19 protein-coding genes are annotated in these 22613 nt (G+C 74.3%); 14 read left to right on the forward strand and 5 right to left on the reverse strand.

What is annotated here, in order from left to right; all coding sequences use genetic code 11:
- Positions 1-35: 35 nt before the first annotated feature.
- Complete coding sequence (locus ACWGJO_RS15770; protein WP_452184155.1) at positions 36-1268, reverse strand: sensor histidine kinase; 1233 nt, start codon at positions 1266-1268, stop codon at positions 36-38.
- A 129-nt stretch (positions 1269-1397) separates the two neighbouring features.
- Here ACWGJO_RS15770 and ACWGJO_RS15775 point away from each other — a divergent pair, with 129 nt between their 5' ends.
- Positions 1398-2414: an SAM-dependent methyltransferase gene (locus ACWGJO_RS15775; RefSeq protein ID WP_452184157.1), complete on the forward strand. Its 1017-nt coding sequence runs from the start codon at positions 1398-1400 to the stop codon at positions 2412-2414.
- Positions 2411-3580, forward strand: coding sequence for an NADH-quinone oxidoreductase subunit D (locus ACWGJO_RS15780; protein ID WP_380357499.1), 1170 nt, complete (start codon positions 2411-2413; stop codon positions 3578-3580). Before ACWGJO_RS15775 ends, ACWGJO_RS15780 begins: the two co-directional genes overlap by 4 nt.
- A 77-nt stretch (positions 3581-3657) precedes the next feature.
- On the opposite strand, the gene ACWGJO_RS15785 is transcribed toward ACWGJO_RS15780, so the two are convergent.
- Positions 3658-4569: a hypothetical protein gene (locus tag ACWGJO_RS15785; protein ID WP_387686033.1), complete on the reverse strand. Its 912-nt coding sequence runs from the start codon at positions 4567-4569 to the stop codon at positions 3658-3660.
- A 228-nt stretch (positions 4570-4797) separates the two neighbouring features.
- Here ACWGJO_RS15785 and ACWGJO_RS15790 point away from each other — a divergent pair, with 228 nt between their 5' ends.
- The 8 genes from ACWGJO_RS15790 (at position 4798) to ACWGJO_RS15825 (ending at position 15979) form a co-directional block, all read left to right on the forward strand.
- Complete coding sequence (locus ACWGJO_RS15790) at positions 4798-5292, forward strand: hypothetical protein (protein ID WP_452184160.1); 495 nt, start codon at positions 4798-4800, stop codon at positions 5290-5292.
- A gap of 26 nt (positions 5293-5318) precedes the next feature.
- On the forward strand, positions 5319-8090 hold the full coding sequence (locus ACWGJO_RS15795) for a toxin glutamine deamidase domain-containing protein (protein WP_452184161.1): 2772 nt from the start codon (positions 5319-5321) through the stop codon (positions 8088-8090).
- Positions 8091-8635: 545 nt separating this feature from the next.
- On the forward strand, positions 8636-9946 hold the full coding sequence (locus ACWGJO_RS15800) for an SUKH-4 family immunity protein (RefSeq protein ID WP_452184163.1): 1311 nt from the start codon (positions 8636-8638) through the stop codon (positions 9944-9946).
- Between the two features lie 215 nt (positions 9947-10161).
- The gene (locus ACWGJO_RS15805; RefSeq protein ID WP_452184165.1) at positions 10162-11124 is read left to right on the forward strand and encodes a Ppx/GppA phosphatase family protein; all 963 of its coding nucleotides are present in this window, start codon (positions 10162-10164) and stop codon (positions 11122-11124) included.
- Positions 11125-11693: 569 nt separating this feature from the next.
- Positions 11694-12497, forward strand: coding sequence for a sugar phosphate isomerase/epimerase family protein (locus tag ACWGJO_RS15810; protein ID WP_452184194.1), 804 nt, complete (start codon positions 11694-11696; stop codon positions 12495-12497).
- A 46-nt stretch (positions 12498-12543) separates the two neighbouring features.
- Complete coding sequence (locus ACWGJO_RS15815; RefSeq protein WP_452184167.1) at positions 12544-13350, forward strand: class I SAM-dependent methyltransferase; 807 nt, start codon at positions 12544-12546, stop codon at positions 13348-13350.
- A gap of 140 nt (positions 13351-13490) precedes the next feature.
- Positions 13491-15335 (forward strand): dihydroxy-acid dehydratase, encoded by a 1845-nt coding sequence (gene ilvD, locus ACWGJO_RS15820; RefSeq protein WP_452184169.1) that lies wholly within the window; start codon positions 13491-13493, stop codon positions 15333-15335.
- A 113-nt stretch (positions 15336-15448) separates the two neighbouring features.
- On the forward strand, positions 15449-15979 hold the full coding sequence (locus ACWGJO_RS15825; RefSeq protein ID WP_452184171.1) for a hypothetical protein: 531 nt from the start codon (positions 15449-15451) through the stop codon (positions 15977-15979).
- Between the two features lie 17 nt (positions 15980-15996).
- On the opposite strand, the gene ACWGJO_RS15830 is transcribed toward ACWGJO_RS15825, so the two are convergent.
- Together ACWGJO_RS15830 and ACWGJO_RS15835 are read right to left on the reverse strand one after the other, a co-directional pair.
- Positions 15997-17289 carry an SCO2583/SCO2584 N-terminal domain-containing protein gene (locus ACWGJO_RS15830; protein WP_452184173.1) on the reverse strand — a complete coding sequence of 431 codons (1293 nt, stop codon included), beginning with the start codon at positions 17287-17289 and terminating at the stop codon, positions 15997-15999.
- A 124-nt stretch (positions 17290-17413) separates the two neighbouring features.
- A complete protein-coding gene (locus tag ACWGJO_RS15835) occupies positions 17414-17863 on the reverse strand; it encodes a hypothetical protein (RefSeq protein ID WP_359902728.1) in 450 nt (149 codons plus the stop codon).
- A 168-nt stretch (positions 17864-18031) separates the two neighbouring features.
- On the opposite strand from ACWGJO_RS15835, the gene proC reads away from it, so the two are divergent.
- Positions 18032-18859 carry a pyrroline-5-carboxylate reductase gene (proC, locus tag ACWGJO_RS15840; RefSeq protein WP_359902730.1) on the forward strand — a complete coding sequence of 276 codons (828 nt, stop codon included), beginning with the start codon at positions 18032-18034 and terminating at the stop codon, positions 18857-18859.
- 154 nt (positions 18860-19013) lie between these two features.
- Complete coding sequence (locus ACWGJO_RS15845; RefSeq protein ID WP_452184196.1) at positions 19014-20213, forward strand: MFS transporter; 1200 nt, start codon at positions 19014-19016, stop codon at positions 20211-20213.
- On the opposite strand, the gene ACWGJO_RS15850 is transcribed toward ACWGJO_RS15845, so the two are convergent.
- The gene (locus tag ACWGJO_RS15850; RefSeq protein ID WP_359902736.1) at positions 20206-20727 is read right to left on the reverse strand and encodes a hypothetical protein; all 522 of its coding nucleotides are present in this window, start codon (positions 20725-20727) and stop codon (positions 20206-20208) included. The genes ACWGJO_RS15845 and ACWGJO_RS15850 overlap by 8 nt on opposite strands.
- A gap of 178 nt (positions 20728-20905) precedes the next feature.
- Here ACWGJO_RS15850 and ACWGJO_RS15855 point away from each other — a divergent pair, with 178 nt between their 5' ends.
- Both ACWGJO_RS15855 and ACWGJO_RS15860 read left to right on the forward strand, forming a co-directional pair.
- Positions 20906-22102, forward strand: coding sequence for an acetoin utilization protein AcuC (locus tag ACWGJO_RS15855; protein WP_380351274.1), 1197 nt, complete (start codon positions 20906-20908; stop codon positions 22100-22102).
- A 214-nt stretch (positions 22103-22316) separates the two neighbouring features.
- Positions 22317-22526, forward strand: coding sequence for a helix-turn-helix domain-containing protein (locus ACWGJO_RS15860; RefSeq protein WP_045699258.1), 210 nt, complete (start codon positions 22317-22319; stop codon positions 22524-22526).
- The last annotated feature ends 87 nt before the right edge of the window (positions 22527-22613 follow it).

Genomic DNA, 22613 nt, shown 5'->3' on the forward strand with positions numbered 1-22613 from the left:
TGGACGGGGGGCTGGGGGCGGGGCTGGGGGCGGGGCTAGTGGACCGTCCTGAGCGGCAGGACGGCGCGGATCCGGAAGCCGCCGCCGGGGCGGGGGCCCACGTCGAGGCTGCCGCTGACCATGCCGACGCGCTCGCGCATGCCGATCAGGCCGTGGCCGAGACCGTCCACGCCGCCGGCGACCAGCTGCTCGTCGGTGCTGCCACGCCCGTCGTCCTCCACCAGGACGGCCAGCTCGCGCTCGCCGAAGTCGACCGCGACCCGGGCGTGGACATCGGGGCCGCCGTGCTTGCGGACGTTGGTGAGCGCCTCCTGGACGATCCGGTAGACGGTCAGCTCGACGCCGCGCGGCAGCTCGCGCGGCTGCCCGGAGGTGGCGTAGTCCACGTCGAGTCCGGCCGTGCGGACCTGCTCCAGCAGCTCCGGCAGCTCCTCGACGCCCGGCTGCGGCACGTACTCCTCGGCCTTGGTGTCGGACGTGCGCAGCACGCCCAGCAGGCGGCGCATCTCGACCAGCGCCTGGCGGCCGGTGGAGGCGATCGTGCCGAGCGCCTCCTTCGCCTGCTGCGGGGAGTTGTCCAGGACGTACGCTGCGCCGTCGGCCTGGACGATCATCACCGAGACGTTGTGCGCGACCACGTCGTGCAGTTCGCGGGCGATCCGGGCCCGCTCGGCGGCGACCGCCACCTTGGACTGGGCGTCCCGCTCGCGCTCCAGCCGGGCGGCGCGGTCCTCCAGCTCGGTCAGGTAGGCGCGGCGCACCCTGGTCAGCCGGCCCCAGGCCCAGCAGAGGATGAACGGCGTGCTCATCAGCAGCGTGATCAGCGCCGCCTCGCCGAAGGTGTACGGGCGGGTGTGCGCGTCGCCCGCCCGGTCGAAGACCGTCTTCACCGGCTTCATCTGCCAGAACACCAGCGGCCCGGCGGCCAGGCCGGCCACCAGGGCCAGCCGGGAGGTCCACTTCTGGCCGAAGGCGGCGCCGGTGTAGGCGAAGACCAGGTAGGCGATCGAGGAGCCGCCCGGCGACACGTTCGCGACCACCTGGCCGACACCGATGCCCGCGGCGGCGGCCACCGTGAGGTCGGGGTAGCGCCGCCGGAAGACCATCAGCAGCGGCAGCAGCACCGCGACCAGGATCGAGGCGTCGAAGCGCCAGCCCTCGTCGAGGGAGGCGTCGTTCGGCAGCAGGCCGAAGAACAGCACCATCGACGCCCAGGCGGCGTCGACCACCATGGGGTGACGGCGGAGCCAGGCGTTGAGTCGATGCACGTGTCCAGCGTAGGCAGTCGCCCGGCGTGCCCAGGTCCGCCGGTAGGGCGATCCGTCCTACTCCGTAGGTCGGAGAAGCACCTGATCCGATGGGGAGGGGCGGTCCGGCGCCGGGTAGCGTCCCACCCCATGACTTGGATGCGGTGGGCGCCCGCCATGGAACAGGCCCTGTACGACCCCGGGCGGGGCTTCTACCGCAGGCCGGAGGGTCCCGCCGGGCACTTCCGCACCTCCGTGCACGCCTCGCCGAGGTTCGCCCGTGCGGTGGCCCGGCTGCTGCTGGAGGTTGACGCGGCCCTCGGTCGTCCGGAGGAGCTGGCCCTGGTCGACCTGGGGGCCGGGCGGGGCGAACTGCTCACCGGAGTCCTGGCCGAGCTGCCCGCGAAGGTGCTGGCGCGGCTGCGCCCGTACGGCGTGGAGATCGCCGACCGCCCGGCCGGACTGCCGTCCACAGCCCTGTGGACGGACGAGCCGCCGCGCGGAGTGGCCGGGCTGCTGTTCGCCAACGAGTGGCTGGACAACGTCCCGCTGGACGCCGGCGAGGTCGACGAGGACGGGGTGCTGCGCTACGTCGAGGTGGACACCGCGACCGGGGAGCAGCGGCTCGGCGAGCCGGTGTCGGAGGCCGACGCGGCCTGGGCCGCCCGCTGGTGGCCGGTCGCGGAGCCCGGCGAGGTGGTGGAGTTCGGCGGCCCCCGGGACGCCGCCTGGGCCCGGGCCGTGGCCGGGCTGGAGCGCGGCCTGGCCGTCGCCGTCGACTACGGGCACACCGCCGGGCGGCGGCCGCCGTTCGGCACGTACGCCGGCTTCCGCGACGGCCGGGAGGTGGCCCCGGTGCCGGACGGCTCCTGCGACGTCACCGCGCACGTCGCGCTGGACGCCGTCGCCGCGCCCGCTCTCCACAGCCTGTGGACAACCCAGCGGGAGGCCCTGCGCGCGCTCGGCGTGAGCGGCGGGCGCCCGGCGCTCACGCTGGCCACCAGCGACCCGGCCGGCTACCTGCGGGCGCTGAGCGGGGCGGGGGAGGGGGCCGAACTGACCGACCCGGGCGGGCTGGGCGGGTTCGGGTGGCTGGTACAGGCCGTCCGGATGTCGGAACCTGAGAGCCTGGCGCCCCTGCCGGGATGGCAGACTCTGGGGGCATGAGGGAGACCACGGTCGGCATCGGGGCGGGAGCCGAGAACTTCACCGGCGCGGCGGGCACCACCGACATGGTGCTCAACATCGGCCCGCAGCACCCGGCCACCCACGGCGTGCTGCGGCTTCGGATGCTGCTCGACGGCGAGCGCATCGTGAGCGCCGAGCCGGTGATCGGCTACATGCACCGGGGCGCCGAGAAGCTGTTCGAGGCCCGGGACTACCGGCAGATCATCATGCTGGCCAACCGGCACGACTGGCTCTCCGCCTTCTCCAACGAGCTCGGCGTCGTCATGGCCGTCGAGCGGATGCTCGGCATGGAGGTCCCCGAGCGGGCGGTGTGGATCCGCACCCTGCTCGCCGAGCTCAACCGGGTGCTCAACCACCTGATGTTCCTCGGCTCGTACCCGCTGGAACTCGGCGGGATCACCCCGGTCTTCCACGCCTTCAACGGCCGCGAGGACCTCCAGCACGTGCTGGAGGAGGCCTCCGGCGGCCGGATGCACTACATGTTCAACCGGGTCGGCGGCCTCAAGGAGGACCTGCCGGCCGGCTGGCTCGGCCGGGTCCGCACCGCCGTCGCCACCGTGCGCTCGCAGCTGCCGGTCTTCGAGGACCTCGTCCTCGGCAACGAGATCTTCCGCGCCCGCACCGCCGGCGTCGGCATCCTCACCCGGGCACAGGCCGAGGCGTACGGCGTCAGCGGCCCGATCGCCCGGGCCAGCGGCCTCGACCTCGACCTGCGCCGCGACGAGCCGTACCTCGCGTACGGCTCCGAGGAACTGCGACAGGTGCTCACCGTGGTCACCCGCGAGGAGGGCGACTGCCTGGCCCGCTTCGAGTGCCTGCTGGAGCAGACCCTCAACTCGCTGGACCTCGCCGACGCCTGCCTCGACAAGCTCGCCACGCTGCCGCCCGGCCCGGTCAACCAGCGGCTGCCCAAGGTGCTCAAGGCGCCCGAGGGCAGCACCTACGCGTGGACCGAGAACCCGCTCGGGATCAACGGCTACTACCTGGTCTCGCGCGGCGACAAGACGCCGTGGCGGCTCAAGCTGCGCTCGGCGTCCTTCAACAACGTCCAGGTGCTGACCGAACTGCTGCCGGGGACGCTGGTCGCGGACATGGTGGCGATCCTGGGGTCAATGTTCTTCGTGGTCGGCGACATCGACAAGTAGGCGGTGCCGGTGGGCGGGGCGGTGCCGGAGAGTGGGCCGGTGCCGGGGAGTGGGCCGGTGCCGACCGGTGGGGCCGGTCAGTCCTTCGCCGGTCGGTCCTTCTTGGACTTCCTGACCGGGTCCGCCGGGTGCGGGGCCACCCTGCGGTCGCCCTTGGTGGCGATCCGCTCCTCGCACAGCCGGGCCAGCACCTCGTACCCCTTCCGTCCCATCAGCTCGGTGAGCTCCGGGCGGTAGCTGACGTACACCGCCTCCGCGCCCTGGTGCGCCGCCGGGGCACCGGTGCACCACCAGTGCAGGTCGTGGCCGCCCGGGCCCCAGCCGCGGCGGTCGTACTCGCCGATCGTGACCTGGAGGTAGCGGCTGTCGTCGGGGCGGTCGATCCAGTCGTAGGTGCGGCGGACCGGCAGCTGCCAGCAGACGTCCGGCTTGGTCTCCAGCGGCTCGCGGCCCTCCTTGAGCGCGAGCGCGTGCAGCGCGCAGCCGGCCCCGCCCGCGAAGTCCGGGCTGTTCACGAAGATGCAGGCGCCGTCGACCCGGCGGGTCTGGCGGTCGCCGTCCTCGTCCAGCATGGTGATGCCGCCGTCGGACGTGATCCTGCCCTCGGCGTCGGTGCCCTCGGCGAAGTTCTCCCACAGCTCGGGGGTCAGCCGGGCCGCGTGCCCCAGGACGCGCTTCTCGTCGTCCTCGTCCGAGTAGTGCGCGCCGAGCGTGCAGCAGCCGTCCGACTCGCCGCGGCCCTCGCGGATGCCGTGGCAGCCCTGGCCGAAGACGCAGGACCAGCGGGAGGTCAGCCAGGTGAGGTCGCAGCGGAAGACCTGCTCCTCGTCGGCGGGGTCGGCGAACTCGACCCAGGCGCGGGGGAAGTCGAGCGGGACCTCGTCGCGCGGGATCTCGCGCCGCAGGGTCGGCATCGCGAGATCGACGGGGGCGGGGGCGGCCTCGGGCTTCGCCTTGGACTTCTTCTTGGACGTTTCTGCTGGTGCCACCCGGCAAGGGTAGAGCTTTCGGCGGCGGGATCGCGGCGGCGGGACCGGTGACGGGGGCCCGGAGCGGGGCCGGAGCGGGGCCGGAGCGGCGGGACCGAACGGCGTGAAGGCGCGGTGAAGAGCTCCGGCGGGCCCTGCGGGCGGGTCCGGAGGCGGGCCTACGATGGCGGCCGGTCCGCCACGGGCCGCTACCGGGCCGCCACCGGCCCGTGACGGGGAGGTACGGGGATGGCAGGCGGCAGCACCGGGGCGTCCGGCCGCGCGGGCGGGGAGTTCGTCCTCAAGCCGTGGGAACTGCACGGCGAGGGGCGGGAGTTCGAGAAGCTCGGCGGCGAGCTGGCGAAAGCCGTCACCGCCCTGGAGCAGGGCCTCGCCGCGCTCGGCGCGCCCTGGGGGACGGACCGGCCGGGCAGCGGCTTCGCCGCCGTGTACGGGCAGGCGCGCGGTGAACTCGTCGGCGGGCTGCGCGGGTTGGCCGGGAGGGTGACCGGGGTCGGGGCCGGGCTGCACACCATGGCCGCGCGGACGGCCGACGCGGACAGCTCGGCGGCGAGCGGGTTCGGGGCGACGGCCGTGCCGGGGGCGGCAGGTGCGGCGGTGCCGGGTGCGGCGGCGGTTTCAGGGGTGCCGGGGGCCTCGCCGGTGGTGCCCGCGGTGTACTCCACGGCGCCGGGGGCAACCCCGGGGGCGGCTCCCGCCGTCCCCAAGGACATGTCGGTCTGACGGACCCGGCTCGAAGGGGGAAGCGCGTGTCCCGGAAACTGCCCGAGGAACTGGTCCCGGTGCTGGCCCGGACCGGCCAGCAGTGGCCGCAGGCCGACGAGGAGGGCCTGCGCAGGGCCGCCGGGGTCTGGCGCGAGTTCGGCAAGGAGGCCGATCGGCTCACCCGCCGCTGCGGCGAGTCCGTCCGGCGGGTCACCGCCGACAACTCCGGCCACGCGGTCGAGGCCTTCGGCACGTACTGGCAGAGCTTCAGCGCCGGCGGCAAGGGCCACCTGGACGACGCGCACAGCGCGGTCGGGCTGGTCGCCGGGGCCTTCGACACCGCCGCGCGCGCCGTGGACACCTGCAAGGCCGAGATCGTCGCGACCCTGCAGCAGCTCGCCGCCGACCTCCGGCACGCCGAGGAGCAGGCGGCCAAGGTCAAGCAGACGGCCGCCGAGGTTGCCGAGGTCGCCGCGGCGGCAGGCGGCGACCCGGCGCGGAGCGGGGTGGTCGGCGGACTGGAGAAGGCCGTCGGCGGCTTCGCGTCCAAGCTGAGGAACACCGCCACCGAGCAGGTCGCGGCGGGCGTGGCGGCCGTCGCCGTCGAGGCCGCCGGGCTGAAGATCGGCGGACTGCTCGCCGAACTCGGCCGCGCCATGAAGGACGCCCTGTCCGGCGTGCTCAAGGAACCGGCCGCCGTCGCCCTGCTGAAGCTCGGCACCGCGCAGGGGACGGGGATCACCGCCGCCTCGTACCGCGGCGGCGCGTTCGACCCGCTCGCCGCCGGGCTGCCCGCCGCCCTCGGCGAACCGGGCGTGCTCGGGGCGGACGGCTCCGGACTGGTCCTGCTCGCCGGGAAGGACGGCAAGCCGCTGGTCGGCGTGCCCGGGCTGACGGTCAAGGTGGACGAGCACGGCACGCCCGTCCTCGGCCAGGACGGGCAGCCGGTCATCCTCCGCGCCGACGGCACACCGTTGGCCGACGCCACCGGGCTGCTGGTCGTCCCCGGGCCGGACGGCAAGCCGGTGGTCGGGGTGGCGGACCTCGCAGTCCGGCTCGACGAGCACGGGCAGCCGGTGCTCACCGACGAGAACGGCAAGGCGGTCCGCGGGGTGCCGGTCGCCGGGCTGACGCCGGGGGCGGACGGGCCGGGTAGGCCGGAGGGGCCGGGCGCCGGGGGGCTGGGCGCGGGTGGGACGCCCGGCGGGCCGGCGGACCCGAGGACGCCGGGCGTGGTGACGGTGGCCGCGGTCGCGGTGGCGGATCCGGGGGCGGTCGTCGGTGGGCCGGACGCGGTGGTCGCGGCGAACGTGACGGCCGGGGCGTCGGCGGGGGCGTCGGCGGGCGGGGCCGGGGGCGGGTACGCCGCTGCCGGGGGCCCGCCGGGGCAGCACCGGGCGACGGGGAGCGGGGGCGGTGACTGGTCGCCACCGGTGCCGTCGGTGCCGTCCGCGGTCGCGCCGGTCCGGCAGGGCGGCGGGCCGGCGGTCCGGGTGGACGGGGACTACCCGCTCCAGGCGCCCGCGGCCTCCGCGCATGGCGGTGGCGGTGCGGGTGGTGCGGGTGGTGCGGGTGGTGGTGGCGGAGGTGGGCCGGTGACCGTACGGACGGACTCGGTGAGTGCGCCGACCGCGCCCGTCACCGCGCCGTCCGCCGGTGGCCCCGCGTCCGGCCCCACGTCCGGCCCGGCGTACGGGCCGGCGCCGGACGCTCCGCCGCCGGTCCGGCCGGTCGCAGTGCCCGGGCAGTTCGGGACTCCGGTGTACGGCGGGTACCAGCCGGCCGGACCGGCCGGGCCCGTCGGCACCGTCGGTCCCGGGCCGCTGGCGGGCGCAGCCGGCGGGCCCGTGAACGTGGCGGCGCCGTTCGGCAGTGGTGTCGGGGCGGGCGGTGGGCCGGCCGTCGGCGGGCCGCAGCCCGGCGCGCCGGTGGCCCGGACCCCGGCCGGTGCGGCACCGCACCCGGTCGTCGGACCGCCGCCCGTCCACGCCGCGCCGCCGGCCCCGGCCGCACCACCGATCGTCGGGACCACCCCGGTGGTCGGCCGGCCCGAAACCCACCCGGTGGAGGCCCGGAGGCGGGAGAACGCGGCGGGACTCGCCGACCAGACCCTCGCCTGGGGCGCGGTCCCGGTCGCGACCGCCCACGCGATGGCCCTCCAACTCGCCCTGCGCGCACGGCGCGGAGCCCGGCCGGACGACCCGGCGGTCCGGCTGCGCAGCATCGCCGACAGCCGTCCGTACGGCCTGCCGGGCGGGCTCGCGCCGGTCGACCCGCAGCACCAGGCCGAACTCGAACGCCGCGCGCCCCGGGACGGGGACGGCCTGCCCGTCCGTCACCCCGACCCGGCGGCCGGCGGCTGGGCGGAGGCCGTCAACGACGGCGGCTACCGCGAACCGGGCCGGGCCAACAACAGCCTGGAGATCGCCCTCTCGGCGGTCGAGTGCTACACCGGCCGTCCGACCTGCGCGGCCCCGCGCATCCCCACCGACGGCGACGCCGGCGAACGCGGCGGCCGGGACCGCGCCGAACGCGAACTCGGCGCCCCCTTCCGGGACCTGGGCGACGGCGGCCGGGCCTTCGACCGCCTCGCCGAGGGCCTCCGCCGCGCCGGCCACGGCTCCCAGGCGCTACTCCTCACCCTCGACGCCTACGGCCGCCCGCACGCCTGGAACGCCGTCAACCACCAGGACACCGTCACCTACCTCGACCACCAGCTCGCCCGCCGGGCCCCCACCCCCCTCCATCCCGCCACCCACGGCCTCTGGGCCATCGCCCTCACCCCCGAAGGCCGCCCCCTCACCCCCACCCCGTGACCCCCAGTGCAGGAAGTCGGCCCGTCCGACTTCCTGCGTGGCCTGCCACGCTGCCCCTCAGCGGTGGAATGCGCGGTAGCGGAGGGAGCCGCACGGGCCGTCGATCCTGCCGACTTCCTGTGCGGCGGGCCGCGGTGGTTTTTCTGGGCGGTGGAATGCGGGGCAGTGGAAGGAGCCTGCGCGAGAAGTCGGCCCCGCCGACTTTCTGTGCGCATTCGGGGCGGCTGAGTTCGGGTTCGGCGGAAATATGTAGACCGACCGACATATTCAGCGGGGTGATGCGTGAGAAGTCGGCCGGGCCGACTTCTCACGCGGATCCGGTCCGGGCGGGGTTGGGTCTGCGCGTGAATATGTAGACCGGACGTCATATTCATTCTTCCGGGGCCGGCTGCGGGGCGGCAGGGGATGTGGACGCCCGCGTGGGAAGTCGGCGGGGCCGACTTCTCGTGTATGAGGGGGGTGCGCCTCCGGTGCTTGGCGCGGGCGTAGGGTCGCGGGTCGGGCCGGGACGGGCGGCGGGGAGTGGACGGGACGGGGGTGGCCGGGTGATTTCGCGGGCGCAGGCGGTGGAGGCGGGGCACCGGTGGGTCAACGGGGATCTGCCGCAGGGTGCCGGGGCGGTGCGGCGGGTGTGCACCCACGAGTTCGAGCTCGGCTGGGTGGTGTGGGCGGAGCCCGCCCGGGTGGTGGTCGACCCGCGGACGGGGGAGCGGCGGGCGCCCGAGGAGGTGGGGGCGGCCTGTGCCGTGGTGGACCGGGAGAGCGGACGGTTCACAGTGTGGCCCTCGGTGCCGGTGGACGAAGTGGTCGGGCTGTACCGGGACTTCGTGGGCGCCGGCGGCTACGATCCGACCCTCCCGCCGGTGACCGGCCGGGGTGCCCGGGCCGAGCTGACCTACCGGGACGACACGGGTGAGGAACGGTCGCTGGCCCTGCGCTCCGCGGCGGGCCTGCCGCACCCGGCGCTGCGCGGCTGGTGGTGGCTGCGCGAGCAGGGTGTGGCGGCCGAGGACGTGCTCGCCGTCCGGACCGACCTGCGGATGAGCGCCCTGCCCGGCGGCTACTGGTCGTACGCGCTGACCGCCGAACTGCCCCGTGCCCGGATCGACTTCGAGCTCCCGTACGGCCCGCGCTTCGACCACCGGGCCGCCGCCGTACGGGCGCTGCCCGCGTCGCCGGACGGTCCGGCCCGCAACCGGGCGCCCTTCCCCCGCGCACCGGGCGGGGCACACCCGGCGGGCGAGGCGGCCGACGAGTCCGACACGGCGCTCGCCGCCCGGCTCGCGGAGCGGTTCGGCCCGGCGGGCGTCCAGCGCTTCGAGCCGGCGGACGTCGCCCGCGCCGAACTGCCCGGGGACGCGGCCGCGCTGCTGCTGGCGGTGGGCGTCCCGGTGGCCGTGCCCGGGTTCTTCGCGCTGCACCACCCGGGCACGGAGGCGATCGCCGACGGCACCCGCCAGGGCACCGTCCTGCCCCCGCTCGCCGCGCAGCTGGCCGAGTCCGGGCGCGGCACCCGGGCCTCCGAGCGGGAGCGCCTGGCGCTCGCCGGGCAGTTGGTGCTGGGGACGGACGGCTGGGCGCTGCTGGCCCTCGGCCCGGTGGACGGCGCAGTCCGGGCGGTGGACCCGGACTGCGCGACCGTCCGTCACTGCAATGAGAGCCTGCGCGCCTTCGTCCGCTGCCTGGAGGTGTTCGCCGGCTGGTGGCCCGCTCTGCGCGGGCTCGACCCGGTGGCCGCGGGCGGGGCGGTGGACGCCCTGCAACGCGCGCTGGCGGAGGTGGACGGCACGGTGTTCGCCGACCCGGAGAACTGGTGGGCCGTCATCGTGGAGCAGCTGTGGGACGGCCTGTTGTGACGGCCGGCCGCCACAACAGGCTGCGCCCATGCCGTCACCGTCGCCCACCCTGCCGTCACCCCGCCCGCCCGCGCGGCCACTGAGCGCCCGGGCGGTCCGGGCGCGGACGACCCGGTCGGCCGGATCGCCGTCGGCACCGCCGCCCGGTCCCGGACCAGCGCGAATACCGTCGCACCCCCTCTCACCAGGGTCCGCATCGCGTAGCGTGGAGAGTTATGCGACTCGGTGTGCTCGACGTAGGTTCCAACACGGTCCACTTCCTCGTGGTGGACGCCCATCCGGGCGCTGCCCCGCTGCCGGCCTACTCGCACAAGGCCGAGCTGCGCCTGGCCGAGCTCCTGGACGCGGACGGTGCGATCAGCGCGGCCGGCGTCGAGCGGCTGGTCGGCCATGTCGCGTCCTCGCTGCGGGTCGCCGAGGACAAGGGCGTCGTCGACATCCTCCCGTTCGCCACCTCCGCCGTGCGCGAGGCGGCCAACGGCGAGGAGGTGCTGCGCCGGGTGGCCACCGAGACCGGCGTCGAGCTGCGCGTGCTCTCCGGGCAGGACGAGGCCCGGCTCACTTTCCTGGCCGTCCGCCGCTGGTTCGGCTGGTCCTCGGGCCGGCTGCTCAACCTGGACATCGGCGGCGGCTCGCTGGAGATCGCCTGCGGCCTGGACGAACAGCCGGACGTCGCCTGCTCGCTGCCGCTGGGCGCCGGCCGGCTGACCGCCCGCTGGCTGCCGGGCGACATCGCCGACCCGGAGGTGCTGCGCGAGCTGAGACGACACATCCGGGCCGAGCTGGCCGCCGTGGTCGGCGAGATCAACCGCCTCGGCCCGCCGCGGCACGCGGTCGCCACCTCCAAGACCTTCAAGCAGCTGGCTCGGATGACGGGCGCGGCCCCCGCCGACGCGGGTCCGTACGCCGACCGCCGGCTCACCCGCAGCGGGCTGGCCTCCTGGCTGCCCCGGCTGTCCGCGATGACCGTCGCCGAGCGCGCCCGGATCCCCGGCGTCTCCGAGGGCCGGGCCAAGCAGCTGCTGGCCGGGGCGCTGGTCGCCGACGCCGCGATGGACCTGTTCGGCCTGCAGGAGCTGGACGTCTGTCCGTGGGCGCTGCGCGAGGGCATCATCCTGCGCCGCCTGGACGCCATGGACAGCCCGGCCGACCGCCGCCGCCCGGCGCTCACCCCGTAGCCCGGCCGACCGCCGGCCGTCGATCGACCGCCGGCCGGGTCGACGTGCCGATGGTCACTGCGCCGGTCATCCCGCCCCGTTCGCGGCGTGATCCGCTTACGCTGTCTCCCGTGGTGCAACCAGCGGGCGAGGACGGAACGCAGGAGGGCCGCACTCCCGGGAGCGGGCAGTCGCGGCCGGACGGTCCGCGCCGCCGGCTCGGCAAGGCGGTCACGGGCGCCACCGCCGCCCAGGCCGCCAAGCAGGCCGCGAAGGCCGTCAAGGCCGCCCAGCGCACCGCGAAGACGGCAGCGGCGAAGACCGCGAAGCCGACCGCGGCGGGTCCGGCGAACACGGCGAAGACAGCCACCGCACGGAAGCGCACCGCGCAGCAGCCCGCCACCGGGAAGACCACCCCGAACAGAGCCGCCGCGAAGCCCGTCCCGAAGGAGACCCGCACCGCCCGGGCCGCCGGCGCCGCCAAGGCCGCCGTCCAGTCCGTCCGCTCGGTCAAGGCCGCCAAGCGCGACGCCGCCCGCCCACCGCTGCTGCGCACCACCGACCGGCTGGTGCTGCCGCGGCACCCGGCCCTGCACATCCCCGACACCAAGGTGGTGCTGTCCACCGCCTCGGTGTATCCGGCGAGCACCGCCGTGGCCTTCGAGCTGGCCGCCAAGCTCGGCTACGACGGGGTCGAGGTGATGGTCTGGAACGACCCGGTCAGCCAGGACATCGACGCCCTGCGCCGGCTCTCCGACGCCCACCGGCTGCCCATCCTGGCCGTGCACGCGCCGTGCCTGTTGATCACCCAGCGGGTGTGGACCACCGACCCGTGGACCAAGCTGGTCCGGGCCCGGGCGGCGGCCGAGAAGCTGGGCGCGAGCGCGGTGGTCGTCCACCCGCCGTTCCGCTGGCAGCGCCAGTACGCCAAGGAGTTCGTCGAAGGCATCAACCGGATGGCGGGCGAGACGGACGTCCGCTTCGCCGTCGAGAACATGTACCCGTGGCGCTACCGCGACCGCGAGATGCTCGCGTACGCGCCGGGCTGGGACGTCACCGACGAGGACTACCGGCACTTCACGATCGACCTCTCGCACGCCGCCACCTCCCGGATCGACACCTTCGCGATGGTCGAGCGGATGGGCGACCGGCTCGCCCACGTCCACCTGGCCGACGGCAGCGGTTCCGGCAAGGACGAGCACCTGATCCCCGGCCGCGGCAAGCAGCCCTGCGCCGAGCTGCTGGAGCACCTCGCCCGCACCGGTTTCGCCGGCCACGTGGTGCTGGAGGTCAACACCCGGCGCTCGGCCTCCCCCGCCGAACGCGAGGCCGATCTGGCCGAGGCCCTCGCTTTTACCCGCTTGCACCTGGCCACCCCCTCGCGCGTACGCTGAGCCGTCCGGCCGGATCGGGCGCGAACCGCCTTACGGAGGGGGAGAAGTGACGAGTGATCAGAACGCCGGCGAGGTGGGCGGCTTCAGTGAGGTCCGCAACTTCCGCGAGCTGGCCGGGAGCTTCGGCGCGGTGGCCGCCGCGTACGACCGCGGCCGCCCCGGCTATCCGGAGGGGCTGTTCGACGAGCTGGAGCGGCTCTGGGGTCGCGAGCTCAAGGGCGCCCGGGTTCTGGACGTCGGCGCCGGCACCGGCATCGCCACCCGTCTGCTGGCCGCCCGCGGTGCGGACGTCGTCGCGGTCGAGCCCTCCGCCGGGATGGCCGCGCAGTTCCAGGCCGTCTCGCCGGACCTGCCGTTGGTCCGCGGCGTCGGCGACGACCTGCCGTTCCACGACGGTTCCGCCGACCTGATCACCTACGCCCAGGCCTTCCACTGGACGCACCCCGAGAAGTCCGTCCCCGAGGTGCTGCGGGTGCTGCGGCCGGGTGGTGCCGTCGCGGCCTGGTGGAACGTCTTCGACGAGAGCGTTCCGTGGGTGCGCGCCCGGGACGAGCGGCTGTGGGCGGCGCTGTCGGGCCGCTACCACGGCTACCGCCGGATCGCCGAGCTGACGGCGCCCTTCGCCGCCGCCGGGCTGGAGGTCTCCCGTGCCGAGCTGCGCTGGCAGCGGCAGGTGCCGGTCGAGCAGGTGGTCGACAACCTCACCTCGCGCTCCTACTTCGCCTCGCTGGCCCCGGAGCGGCGCGAGCCGCTGCTCGCCGCCGAGCGCGCGGCGCTGCTGGCCGAGTTCCCGGACGGGCAGGTGGTCGAGCCGTACGTCCTGGACCTCACCGTGGCCGTCGGGCGGGACTGACCGGGGAGGCCCGCCGCCTGCCCGCATCGCGGACGGAGCGTCCGCCGGCCGGACGGCGGGCGTAGGCTCGGTACCCACAGCGGCCCCCGGACCCTCCCAGCAGCGGGGTGCCCGCGAGAGCCCCGAAGGAGTGGAGCACAGTGCCCGAGCTGAGGTCCCGTACGGTCACCCACGGTCGCAACATGGCAGGCGCCCGGGCGCTTCTCCGGGCGGCCGGCGTAGCCCGCGAGGACTTCGGCAAGCCGATCATCGCGGTCGCCAACTCCTTCACCGAGTTCGTGCCCGGGCACACCCACCTCCAGCCGGTCGGCCGGATCGTCTCCGAGGCGATCAAGCGGGCGGGCGGCATCCCGCGCGAGTTCAACACGATCGCCGTGGACGACGGCATCGCGATGGGCCACGGCGGCATGCTCTACTCGCTGCCCTCGCGGGACCTGATCGCCGACTCGGTCGAGTACATGGTGAACGCGCACTGCGCCGACGCCCTGATCTGCATCTCGAACTGCGACAAGATCACCCCGGGCATGCTGATGGCCGCGCTGCGCCTGAACATCCCGACCGTCTTCGTCTCCGGCGGCCCGATGGAGGCCGGCAAGGCCACCCTGGTCGACGGCACCGTGCGCAAGCTCGACCTGGTCGACGCGATCTCCCAGGCGGTCAACGAGAACGTCTCCGACGAGGACATCGCGATCATCGAGGAGAACGCCTGTCCCACCTGCGGTTCGTGCTCCGGCATGTTCACCGCCAACTCGATGAACTGCCTGACCGAGGCGATCGGCCTCTCGCTGCCGGGCAACGGTTCGGTGCTCGCCACCCACACCGCCCGCCGCGCCCTCTACGAGAACGCCGGCCGGACCGTCGTCGAGATCACCAATCGCCACTACGGCCAGGACGACGCCTCGGTGCTGCCCCGGGCGATCGCCACCCGCGCCGCCTTCGAGAACGCCATGGCCCTGGACATCGCCATGGGCGGCTCGACCAACACCATCCTGCACCTGCTCGCCGCCGCCCAGGAGGCCGAGCTGGACTTCGACCAGCGGGCCATCGACGCGATCTCCCGCAAGGTGCCCTGCCTGTCCAAGGTCGCGCCGAACGGCTCGTACTACATGGAGGACGTGCACCGGGCCGGCGGCATCCCGGCCATCCTCGGCGAGCTGTACCGGGGCGGGCTGCTCAACGAGGACGTCCACACCGTGCACGCCGACTCGCTCGCCGAGTGGCTCAAGACCTGGGACGTGCGCGGCGGTTCGCCCTCCGCGGAGGCCGTCGAGCTGTGGCACGCCGCCCCCGGCTGCGTCCGCTCCGCCGAGGCCTTCTCGCAGTCTGAGCGATGGGAGTCGCTGGACACCGACTCCGCCAGGGGCTGCATCCGCAGCGTCGAGCACGCCTACTCGGTCGAGGGCGGCCTGGCGGTGTTGTACGGCAACCTCGCCGAGGACGGCTGCATCGTGAAGACCGCCGGCGTGGACGAGTCGATCTGGACCTTCAGCGGTCCGGCCGTCGTGGTCGAGTCCCAGGAGGACGCGGTCGAGGCGATCCTCGCCAAGCGGGTCAAGGAGGGCGACGTCGTCGTCATCCGCTACGAGGGCCCCAAGGGCGGCCCGGGCATGCAGGAGATGCTCTACCCGACCTCCTTCCTCAAGGGCCGGGGTCTGGGCAAGGCCTGCGCGCTGGTCACCGACGGCCGGTTCTCCGGCGGCACCTCGGGCCTGTCCATCGGCCACGCCTCCCCGGAGGCGGCGTCCGGCGGCACCATCGCGCTGGTCGAGGACGGCGACACCATCTCCATCGACATCCCCGGCCGCCGGATCTCCCTGGAGGTCGCGGAGGAGGTCCTGGCGGAGCGCCGCCGGGCCCTGGAGGCCGCGGGCGGCTACCGGCCGAAGAACCGCGACCGGCAGGTCAGCCAGGCCCTGCGCGCCTACGCCGCGATGGCCACCTCCGCCGACAAGGGCGCCGTCCGCGACGTGTCCAAGCTCGGCTGACCCGGCCGGGCCCGCACGGTACGGCACCGGGCCCGCACAGAACGAGGAGGAGCCGTCCCACCGGCCGGGACGGCTCCTCCGCCGTGTGCGGCGGTCGGGTGATAATCGACGGCGTGAGCGAGCAGCCCCCCACCCCCGCCCCCACTCCCGTCGGCGCCCCCGAGCCGGAGCCGATCCGCTGGTTCGGCACCAGCTGGCTGAACCGGGACAACGGCTACTGGCCGCGCCGGGTCGCCGTGTCGATCGGCGCCCTGGTCGCGGCGGCCGCCGTGGTGCTGCTGCTGCGCTTCGGCATCGAGGGCATCGCCCTCTCCGACAACGGCACGTTCCTCAACGGGCTGCTGACCGCCGCCATCGCGGTCTGCTCGATGATGGCCGTGCGGCGCACCTGGAAGGTGCTCACCGAGGGCAAGGACCAGCTGACCGGCTGGATGGCCGAGGAGAAGTCGCTCGGCGCGGTCTGGCTGATCGGCGGGGCCGGATCGCTGCTCGCCTACTTCGCCCGCAGCCTGGTCGAGGCCCCCGGCGAGGCGGTCCGGCGGGCCGCCCACGAGCGGGCCGTCGCCCAGTACGAGAAGCGCCAGGCGGGCCGCAGCCGCCGGCCCGACGCCAAGGCGCCGGGCCGGGCCAAGCGCAAGCGCTGACGCCTCCCGATGAGACCCTAGGTCCGGCTGACGCTGCCGCACTGGTCGGCCGGGGCGATGTCCTTGTTCCGGTCGTACGGGTCGGTGGTCGGGCCGGTCGGTGCCGGGTCGTGGCTGGTGAACTGCTGGAACTGCGGGTGCAGGAAGCCGTCGTAGACGTCGCAGGCGCTGTTGCCCGCGTCCCACTGGGTCTTGGCGAACACCAGCTTCTTCGCGTCGACCTTGTAGTGCTTCGGGTCGTAGAAGCGGACGTCGTCGACCTTGCGCACGATGGTGCGGGTCGTCCAGGTGTCGCCGTTGTCGGTGGCGGCGGCCCGGGTGACCAGGCCGACCGGCTTGGCGGTGCCGCCCGGCGCGGTGTCCGGGGTGCGGCGGCGGGACGAGGCCAGCTTCTCCGCGTCCGGGCCCGGCTGCAGCGGGTAGACGAAGGTGAAGTCGGTGTGCACCAGCACGCCGCCGTCACCGTCCTCCTCGAAGCTGATCCGGCCCTGGACCTTGACGGTGGTGCCCACCAGGGCGGCCTCGCGCGGGTCGAAACGGGTGAACCAGCTGGTCGGGTCGGTCTCCTTGGCGGGGTGGTCGAGGGCGGTGACGGCGTTGGCCCGTTCCTGGCGGTCGAGCATCGCCAGGGCGGCGTCCGGACGGGCCCCCGCGATCACCCGGGGGTCGAGGTTGGAGGCCATCAGGTAGTCCTTGACCGACTGGAGCTGGGCGGCGACCTCGTCGGCCGAGAAGACGCCGACGGCCTTGGCCTCGGGCAGCACGAAGGCCTCCGGGCCGTTCGGCCAGCCCTCGGCGGGGGAGCCCTTCCAGGGGTGGTCCACGGTCGGCTGGTCGTCGGGGGTGGCCGGCGGCGCCGAGGTCGGCCTGGCGGTTTCCGGGGCGACGGTGGGCACCGGGGCGGCGGAGGAGTTCTTCCAGACGTGGTCCGAGAACCATGTGCGCAGCCCGTCGACGTTCAGGGCGGAGAGCACCACCGCGATGGTCAGCACCACGAGCACCGGTGCGCGCCAGCCGCGCCGGCGCGGGCGGCGGGGGTTGCCCCACGGGTCGAGCGCGGCGGGCTTCGGCTTGCGCCCGAACCGGCCCTTGGACGCGGACGGGCCGTCGTTGACCGAGCGGCGGCCGCCCGGGTCGACCGGCGGGGTGTGCTTCCACCGGGCGGACAGCATGCGGGTGCGCCCGCTCTGCTCCTTGACGGTGGCCCCGCGGACGAATTCCTCGTCCAGGACGAGGTCGGCGAACGGGTCCTTCCCGCCCGCCTCGCGGCCCGTCTCGGGGCGCGGTTGCGGATCTTCGGCTGTCGGCATCGCGCCAGTATGCCGACAGGGTGTGACGGTCCGTTGATCGGGGGCACACTTCGTGGTGAACGCGTGTGCGTGATCCGTGGGACCGGTGTCGTTTGTCCGGAAACGGGCAGGTCGCGGGTGGCCGTCAGCCCTTGCCGCGGGCCTGCTTGACCGACCCGACCACCCCGGCGATCGCCAGCAGGAGGCCGGCCGGAAGCAGCGAGAGGAAGAAGGCGCCGAACAGGCCCTCGTCGCCGAGGAACAGCTGGGCCAGCGTGTTCAGTGCCAGCAGGCCGCCGGCTGCCGGGAGCGCGGACTGCCACGGGTGCTCGTTCGCCCAGCGGCGCAGTCGCCGGTCGGTGGTGTCACGCCGCAGTTGGCCGCCGACGGTGCCGACCAGGAAGAAGAAGAACAGACCCCAGCCGGCCGGTGAGGCCAGCATGCTCAGCGACCAGTTCCCGGAGATCGCCTCGATCCCCAGGGCCGTCGCCCCCACCACCGCACCGACCCCCGCGGCGGTCCGCCACGGGCCCACGGTCGCCGAGGCGACGGCGAGTTGCCGGTTCTCACGTCGGGACATTTCGTCGTGTGCCATGACTCCACGGTGCGCTCCCCGGAGCCGGGAGGCCATAGGGGAAACCCCCGAGTTCTCTCCCTAGGGGCAAGGGTCGTTCGGGTCCGTGGCGACCACGGGTCGGACGGTCCCCGCGTGTGCCGGTGGGCGGTGCGAGGATGGCCGCAGTACCGAGGCAAGGAGCGGACGATGGGCAGCAGCGCAGCACACGGACAGAAGATCGCCTTCCTGGGCACCGGCAAGATCGGGGAGGCCCTGCTCTCCGGTCTGCTGCGGGCGGGCAAGGATCCGGCCGATGTCCTGGTGACCGCCCGCCGCCCGGAGCGGGCGGCCGAACTCGCGGCCCGCTACGGCGTGGTGGCCGTCTCCAACGCCGAGGCCGCCAAGCTTGCCGACACCCTGATCCTGGCGGTCAAGCCGCAGGACATGGGCGCCCTGCTGGAGGAGCTGGCCCCGCACGTCGGCGCGGACCGGCTGGTGATCTCGGCCGCGGCCGGCGTCCCCACCGCCTGGTTCGAGGAGCGGCTGGCGGCCGGCACCCCGGTGGTCCGGGTGATGCCCAACACCCCGGTCCTGGTGGACGAGGGGATGAGCGTCATCTCGGCCGGTTCGCACGCGGGGGAGGAGCACCTGGTGCGCGCCGAGGAGATCTTCAGCTCGGTCGGCAAGGCGCTGCGGCTGCCCGAGTCCCAGCAGGACGCGGCCACCGCGCTCTCCGGCTCCGGTCCGGCCTACTTCTACTTCCTGGTCGAGGCGATGACCGACGCCGGCATCCTGCTCGGGCTGCCCCGGCAGGTGGCGCACGACCTGATCGTGCAGTCCGCGATCGGCGCCTCGGTGATGCTGCGCGATTCCGGCGAGCACCCGGTGAAGCTGCGCGAGGCGGTCACCTCCCCGGCCGGCACCACCATCGCGGCGATCCGCGAGCTGGAGAACCACGGGGTGCGGGCCGCGCTGCTCGGTGCCCTGGAGGCGGCGCGGGACCGTTCCCGGGAGTTGGCCTCCGGCGGGAAATGACCGCTGCGCGACCCCTCCCGTAATCGCGGCGCACCCCCTACGCTCTCGCCAACATCGTCCTACCGGTCGGTAGCGAGGTCTGCGAGGTCCGTGTGGAGTCCGCCTGGAGGTCCGCTTGAGTGCCGCACCGTCCGCAGGGCCCGTCCCGTCCGCCATGGCGCCCGGTCTGCGCGTCGGGCGGGCGGCGCTCGCCGTCAGCTTCCTGCTCCAGGGCGTCACCTTCGCCCTGCTGGTCACCTGCATCCCGGAGATCCAGCACCGGTACGGGCTGAGCGACGGGCTGCTGCCGGTCTTCCTGGCCGCGGTGCCGGTTCTGGCCGGGGTCGGTTCGATCGTCTCCGAGCAACTGGTGAAGCGCACCGGCGCACGGACCGTGCTGCGGGTGGTCCAGCCCGCCGTCTGCCTCAGCCTGGCGGCCGCCGGACTGGGCGGTACGTTGTGGCAACTCGCCCTGGCCCTCGGCGCGTTCGGGCTGCTGGTGGGCGCGCTGGACGCCAGTATGAACATGCTCGGGGTGGGGCTCCAACACCGCTACGGCCGCTCGATCATGATCGGCTTCCATGCGGCGTTCAGCCTCGGCGGCATCATCGGCGCGGCCCTGGCGGGCCTCGGCTCGCACTACGACCTCGGGCTGCCGGTGCTGTTCGGCACGGCCGCCGCGGTGGTCGCCCCGCTCGCCCTGCTGACCGGCGGCCTGCTCGCCGGCCCGGCCGAACTCGGCGACGCCGTCCGGGAGGCCGCGGAGGCCGCCGCCCGGTCCGTCCCCTGGCGTCCGCTGCTGCCGCTCTGCCTGGCGATGGCCTTCGCGTACATCGCGGACGCCTCGGTCTCCAACTACAGCGTCAAGTACCTCACCGACGGGCTGGGCAGCCGGGAGGACCTCGCCAAGCTCTCCTACTTGGGCTACATGGTCGCGATGCTGCTCGGCCGGGCCTTGGGCGACCGCGCGGTGCAGCGCTTCGGCGCCGTCCCGGTGGTCCGTGCCGGTGCCGCGCTGGCCGCGCTCGGCTTCGGGCTGGCCGCGGTCGCGCCCGGCGCCTGGGCGGGCATCGCCGCCTTCACCGTGCTGGGCTTCGGCATCTGCGCGATCATCCCGCAGGTGTTCGCGGCCGGCGGCCGGCTCTTCCCGGCCGACTCCGACGCCGCGGTGGCCCGGCTCAACCTCTTCAACTACGTGGGGTTCCTGCTGGGTTCGCCGCTGGTCGGGGCGATCGCGGACGCCGCTTCGTACCGCTGGGCGCTGCTCGCCCCGATGCTGCTGGTGCTCGCCGTCCTGCCGCTGGCCGACCGCTTCGCCCCGGCCCCCGCCGCCGGCGTGGCGGCGGGGGTGGTCGACGGGGCGGGGGTCAGCTGATCACGGTCTGGAGCTCGGGCACTCCGTAGGTCCAGCCCTGGTCCTTGGCCGTGCCGTTGCCGACCTGGCCGAACTCGTAGTAGACGTACGGCGCCCAGTTCAGCGTGTACGGTGCGGTGCCCCACGCCGGGGTGTCGGTGATCTTGACGGTGAGCGTGACGCTCTTCGTCGCCCCGGGCGCGATCGGCGCGTTGAAGTGGAAGTTGGCGCTGTTCCCGTTGATCGCGCAGTCGGAGGTGTCACCGGTGCAGCTGAGGACGGTGAACGCTCCGGCCTGCGTGTTGGCCGGCCAGGTCGGCTGGACGGCCTCGTAGGCGAAGTAGATGGGACTGGTCTCACTGTTGGTGAGCGACAGCGTCAGGGTCAGCTGGTCTCCCGCCTTCGCCGTCGACTTGTCGACCGCGAACGTGGTGCCGCTGACCGCGGCGGAGGCCGGCTGGGCGGCGAAGAAGACGCCAAAACCCAGTATTGCAGCGAGAATTACCCCAAGGCGTTGCACGCTGAATGGCTTCATGGCGGAGAGGATATGGAGTCGCAAAGCGTTTGTCTGCACCGCCTCAACACCCGCCTCCACAGCTGCCCCACAACTTCCGTAGTTTCATTGCGCACCCCGCGCCCGGCGGCTCCCGCGAGTGCCGCCCCGGCGCGCCCTGACGGCGGTCCGGCCACCGCCACCCGCTACGGTGGAGGCCATGCCCGAAGCCGAGCGTGACACCCCCTGCGGCCTGCACCTCTTCTGGGACGAGGCTGTCACCGCCTACGACTTCGGCCCTGGCCACCCGATGGACCCGACCAGGCTGGCCCTCACCATGCGCCTGGTCGAGGCCCTCGGACTGAGCACCGGGCCCGGGGTGACCGTCCGCTCCGCGCCGCCCGCCGGCGAGTCCACCCTCCGGCTGGTGCACACCCGGGAGTACGTCGAGGCGGTCCGGAACGCCGCCGCCCATCCCGAGCGCTCCGACCCGCTGCACGGGCTGGGCACCGACGACAACTGGTCCTTCCCGGCGATCCACTCGGCCTCGGCACTGATCGCCGGCCAGTCCGTGGCCGCCGCCGAGGCGGTCTGGCGCGGCGAGACCCCGCACGCCGTCAACTTCAGCGGCGGGCTGCACCACGCGATGCCCGGCAAGGCCTCCGGCTTCTGCGTCTACAACGACCCGGCGCTGGCCATCGCCCGGCTGCTGGAGCTCGGCGCCGAGCGGGTCGCCTACGTCGACGTGGACGTCCACCACGGCGACGGCGTCCAGGCGGCCTTCTGGAACGACCCCCGGGTGCTCACCGTCTCGCTGCACGAGCACCCCGCCACGCTCTTCCCGCAGACCGGCTGGTCGATCGAGACCGGTGGCGAGGACGCCCCCGGCTCCGCCGCCAATCTGCCGCTGCCCGCCGGCACCGGCGACGCCGGCTGGCTGCGCGCCTTCCACGCCCTGGTGCCCGAACTGCTCGACGCGTTCCGGCCACAGGTCCTGGTCACCCAGCACGGCGCCGACACCCACCTGGAGGACCCGCTCGCCCACCTCGCCGTCACCGTGGACGCCCAGCGGCTGATCGCCGAGGCGCTGCACGACCTCGCCCACCAGTACGCCGGCGGTCGCTGGGTGGCCACCGGCGGGGGCGGCTACGCCGTGGTGGACGTCGTCCCGCGCACCTGGACCCACCTGGTCGCCACCGCCGCCGCCCGGCCCGTCGACCCGGCCACCGAGACCCCCGAGTCCTGGCGCGCCGAGGTCTACCGCCGCACCCGCCGCCCGGCCCCGCTGCGGATGACCGACGGCGCCCGCCCCGCCTGGCGCGACTTCGACTCGGGTTACGATCCGGCCGACCGGCTCGATCAGGCCATCCTCGCCACCCGGCGGGCGGTGTTCCCCCAGCACGGACTGCTGGCCTGAACCCGCCGCCCTGGTCAGGCCGTGCGTACGCCGGGCGGTGCCATCGGCCGATCGGCTACGTACTGCAACGGTCCTATCTCTCACCGTACGAGGACTGCACTTCCCCTCTTCCCACTGGTACCACCCATAACTACTCTGGGGATACACGTGTGCCGGTGGAGTCACCGGAGGGGAAGCCGGTGCCTTGCACACGGGTAAGGGTCGGGTGATGGTCATGAGTTCCGTCGAGCGCCCCCTTCAGGAAGTCGTCTTCCTGACCGTGGCGGAGGTCGCCGCGGTCATGCGGGTGTCCAAGATGACGGTGTACCGACTGGTGCACAGCGGAGAGCTGCCGGCCATCCGGGTCGGACGGTCCTTCCGGGTGCCCCAGCAGGCGGTGCACGAGTACCTCAAGGAGTCCTACGTGCGGCTCGAGAGCGCGTAGCGGCGGCGCGCGGGTGCGGGGTCCACACCGGTGGGCACCGCACCCGTTCGTCGGGGATTTCCCCCGAGTTTCCCGGTATCGGGGAGC

The organism is Kitasatospora sp. NPDC054795, assembly GCF_053611565.1.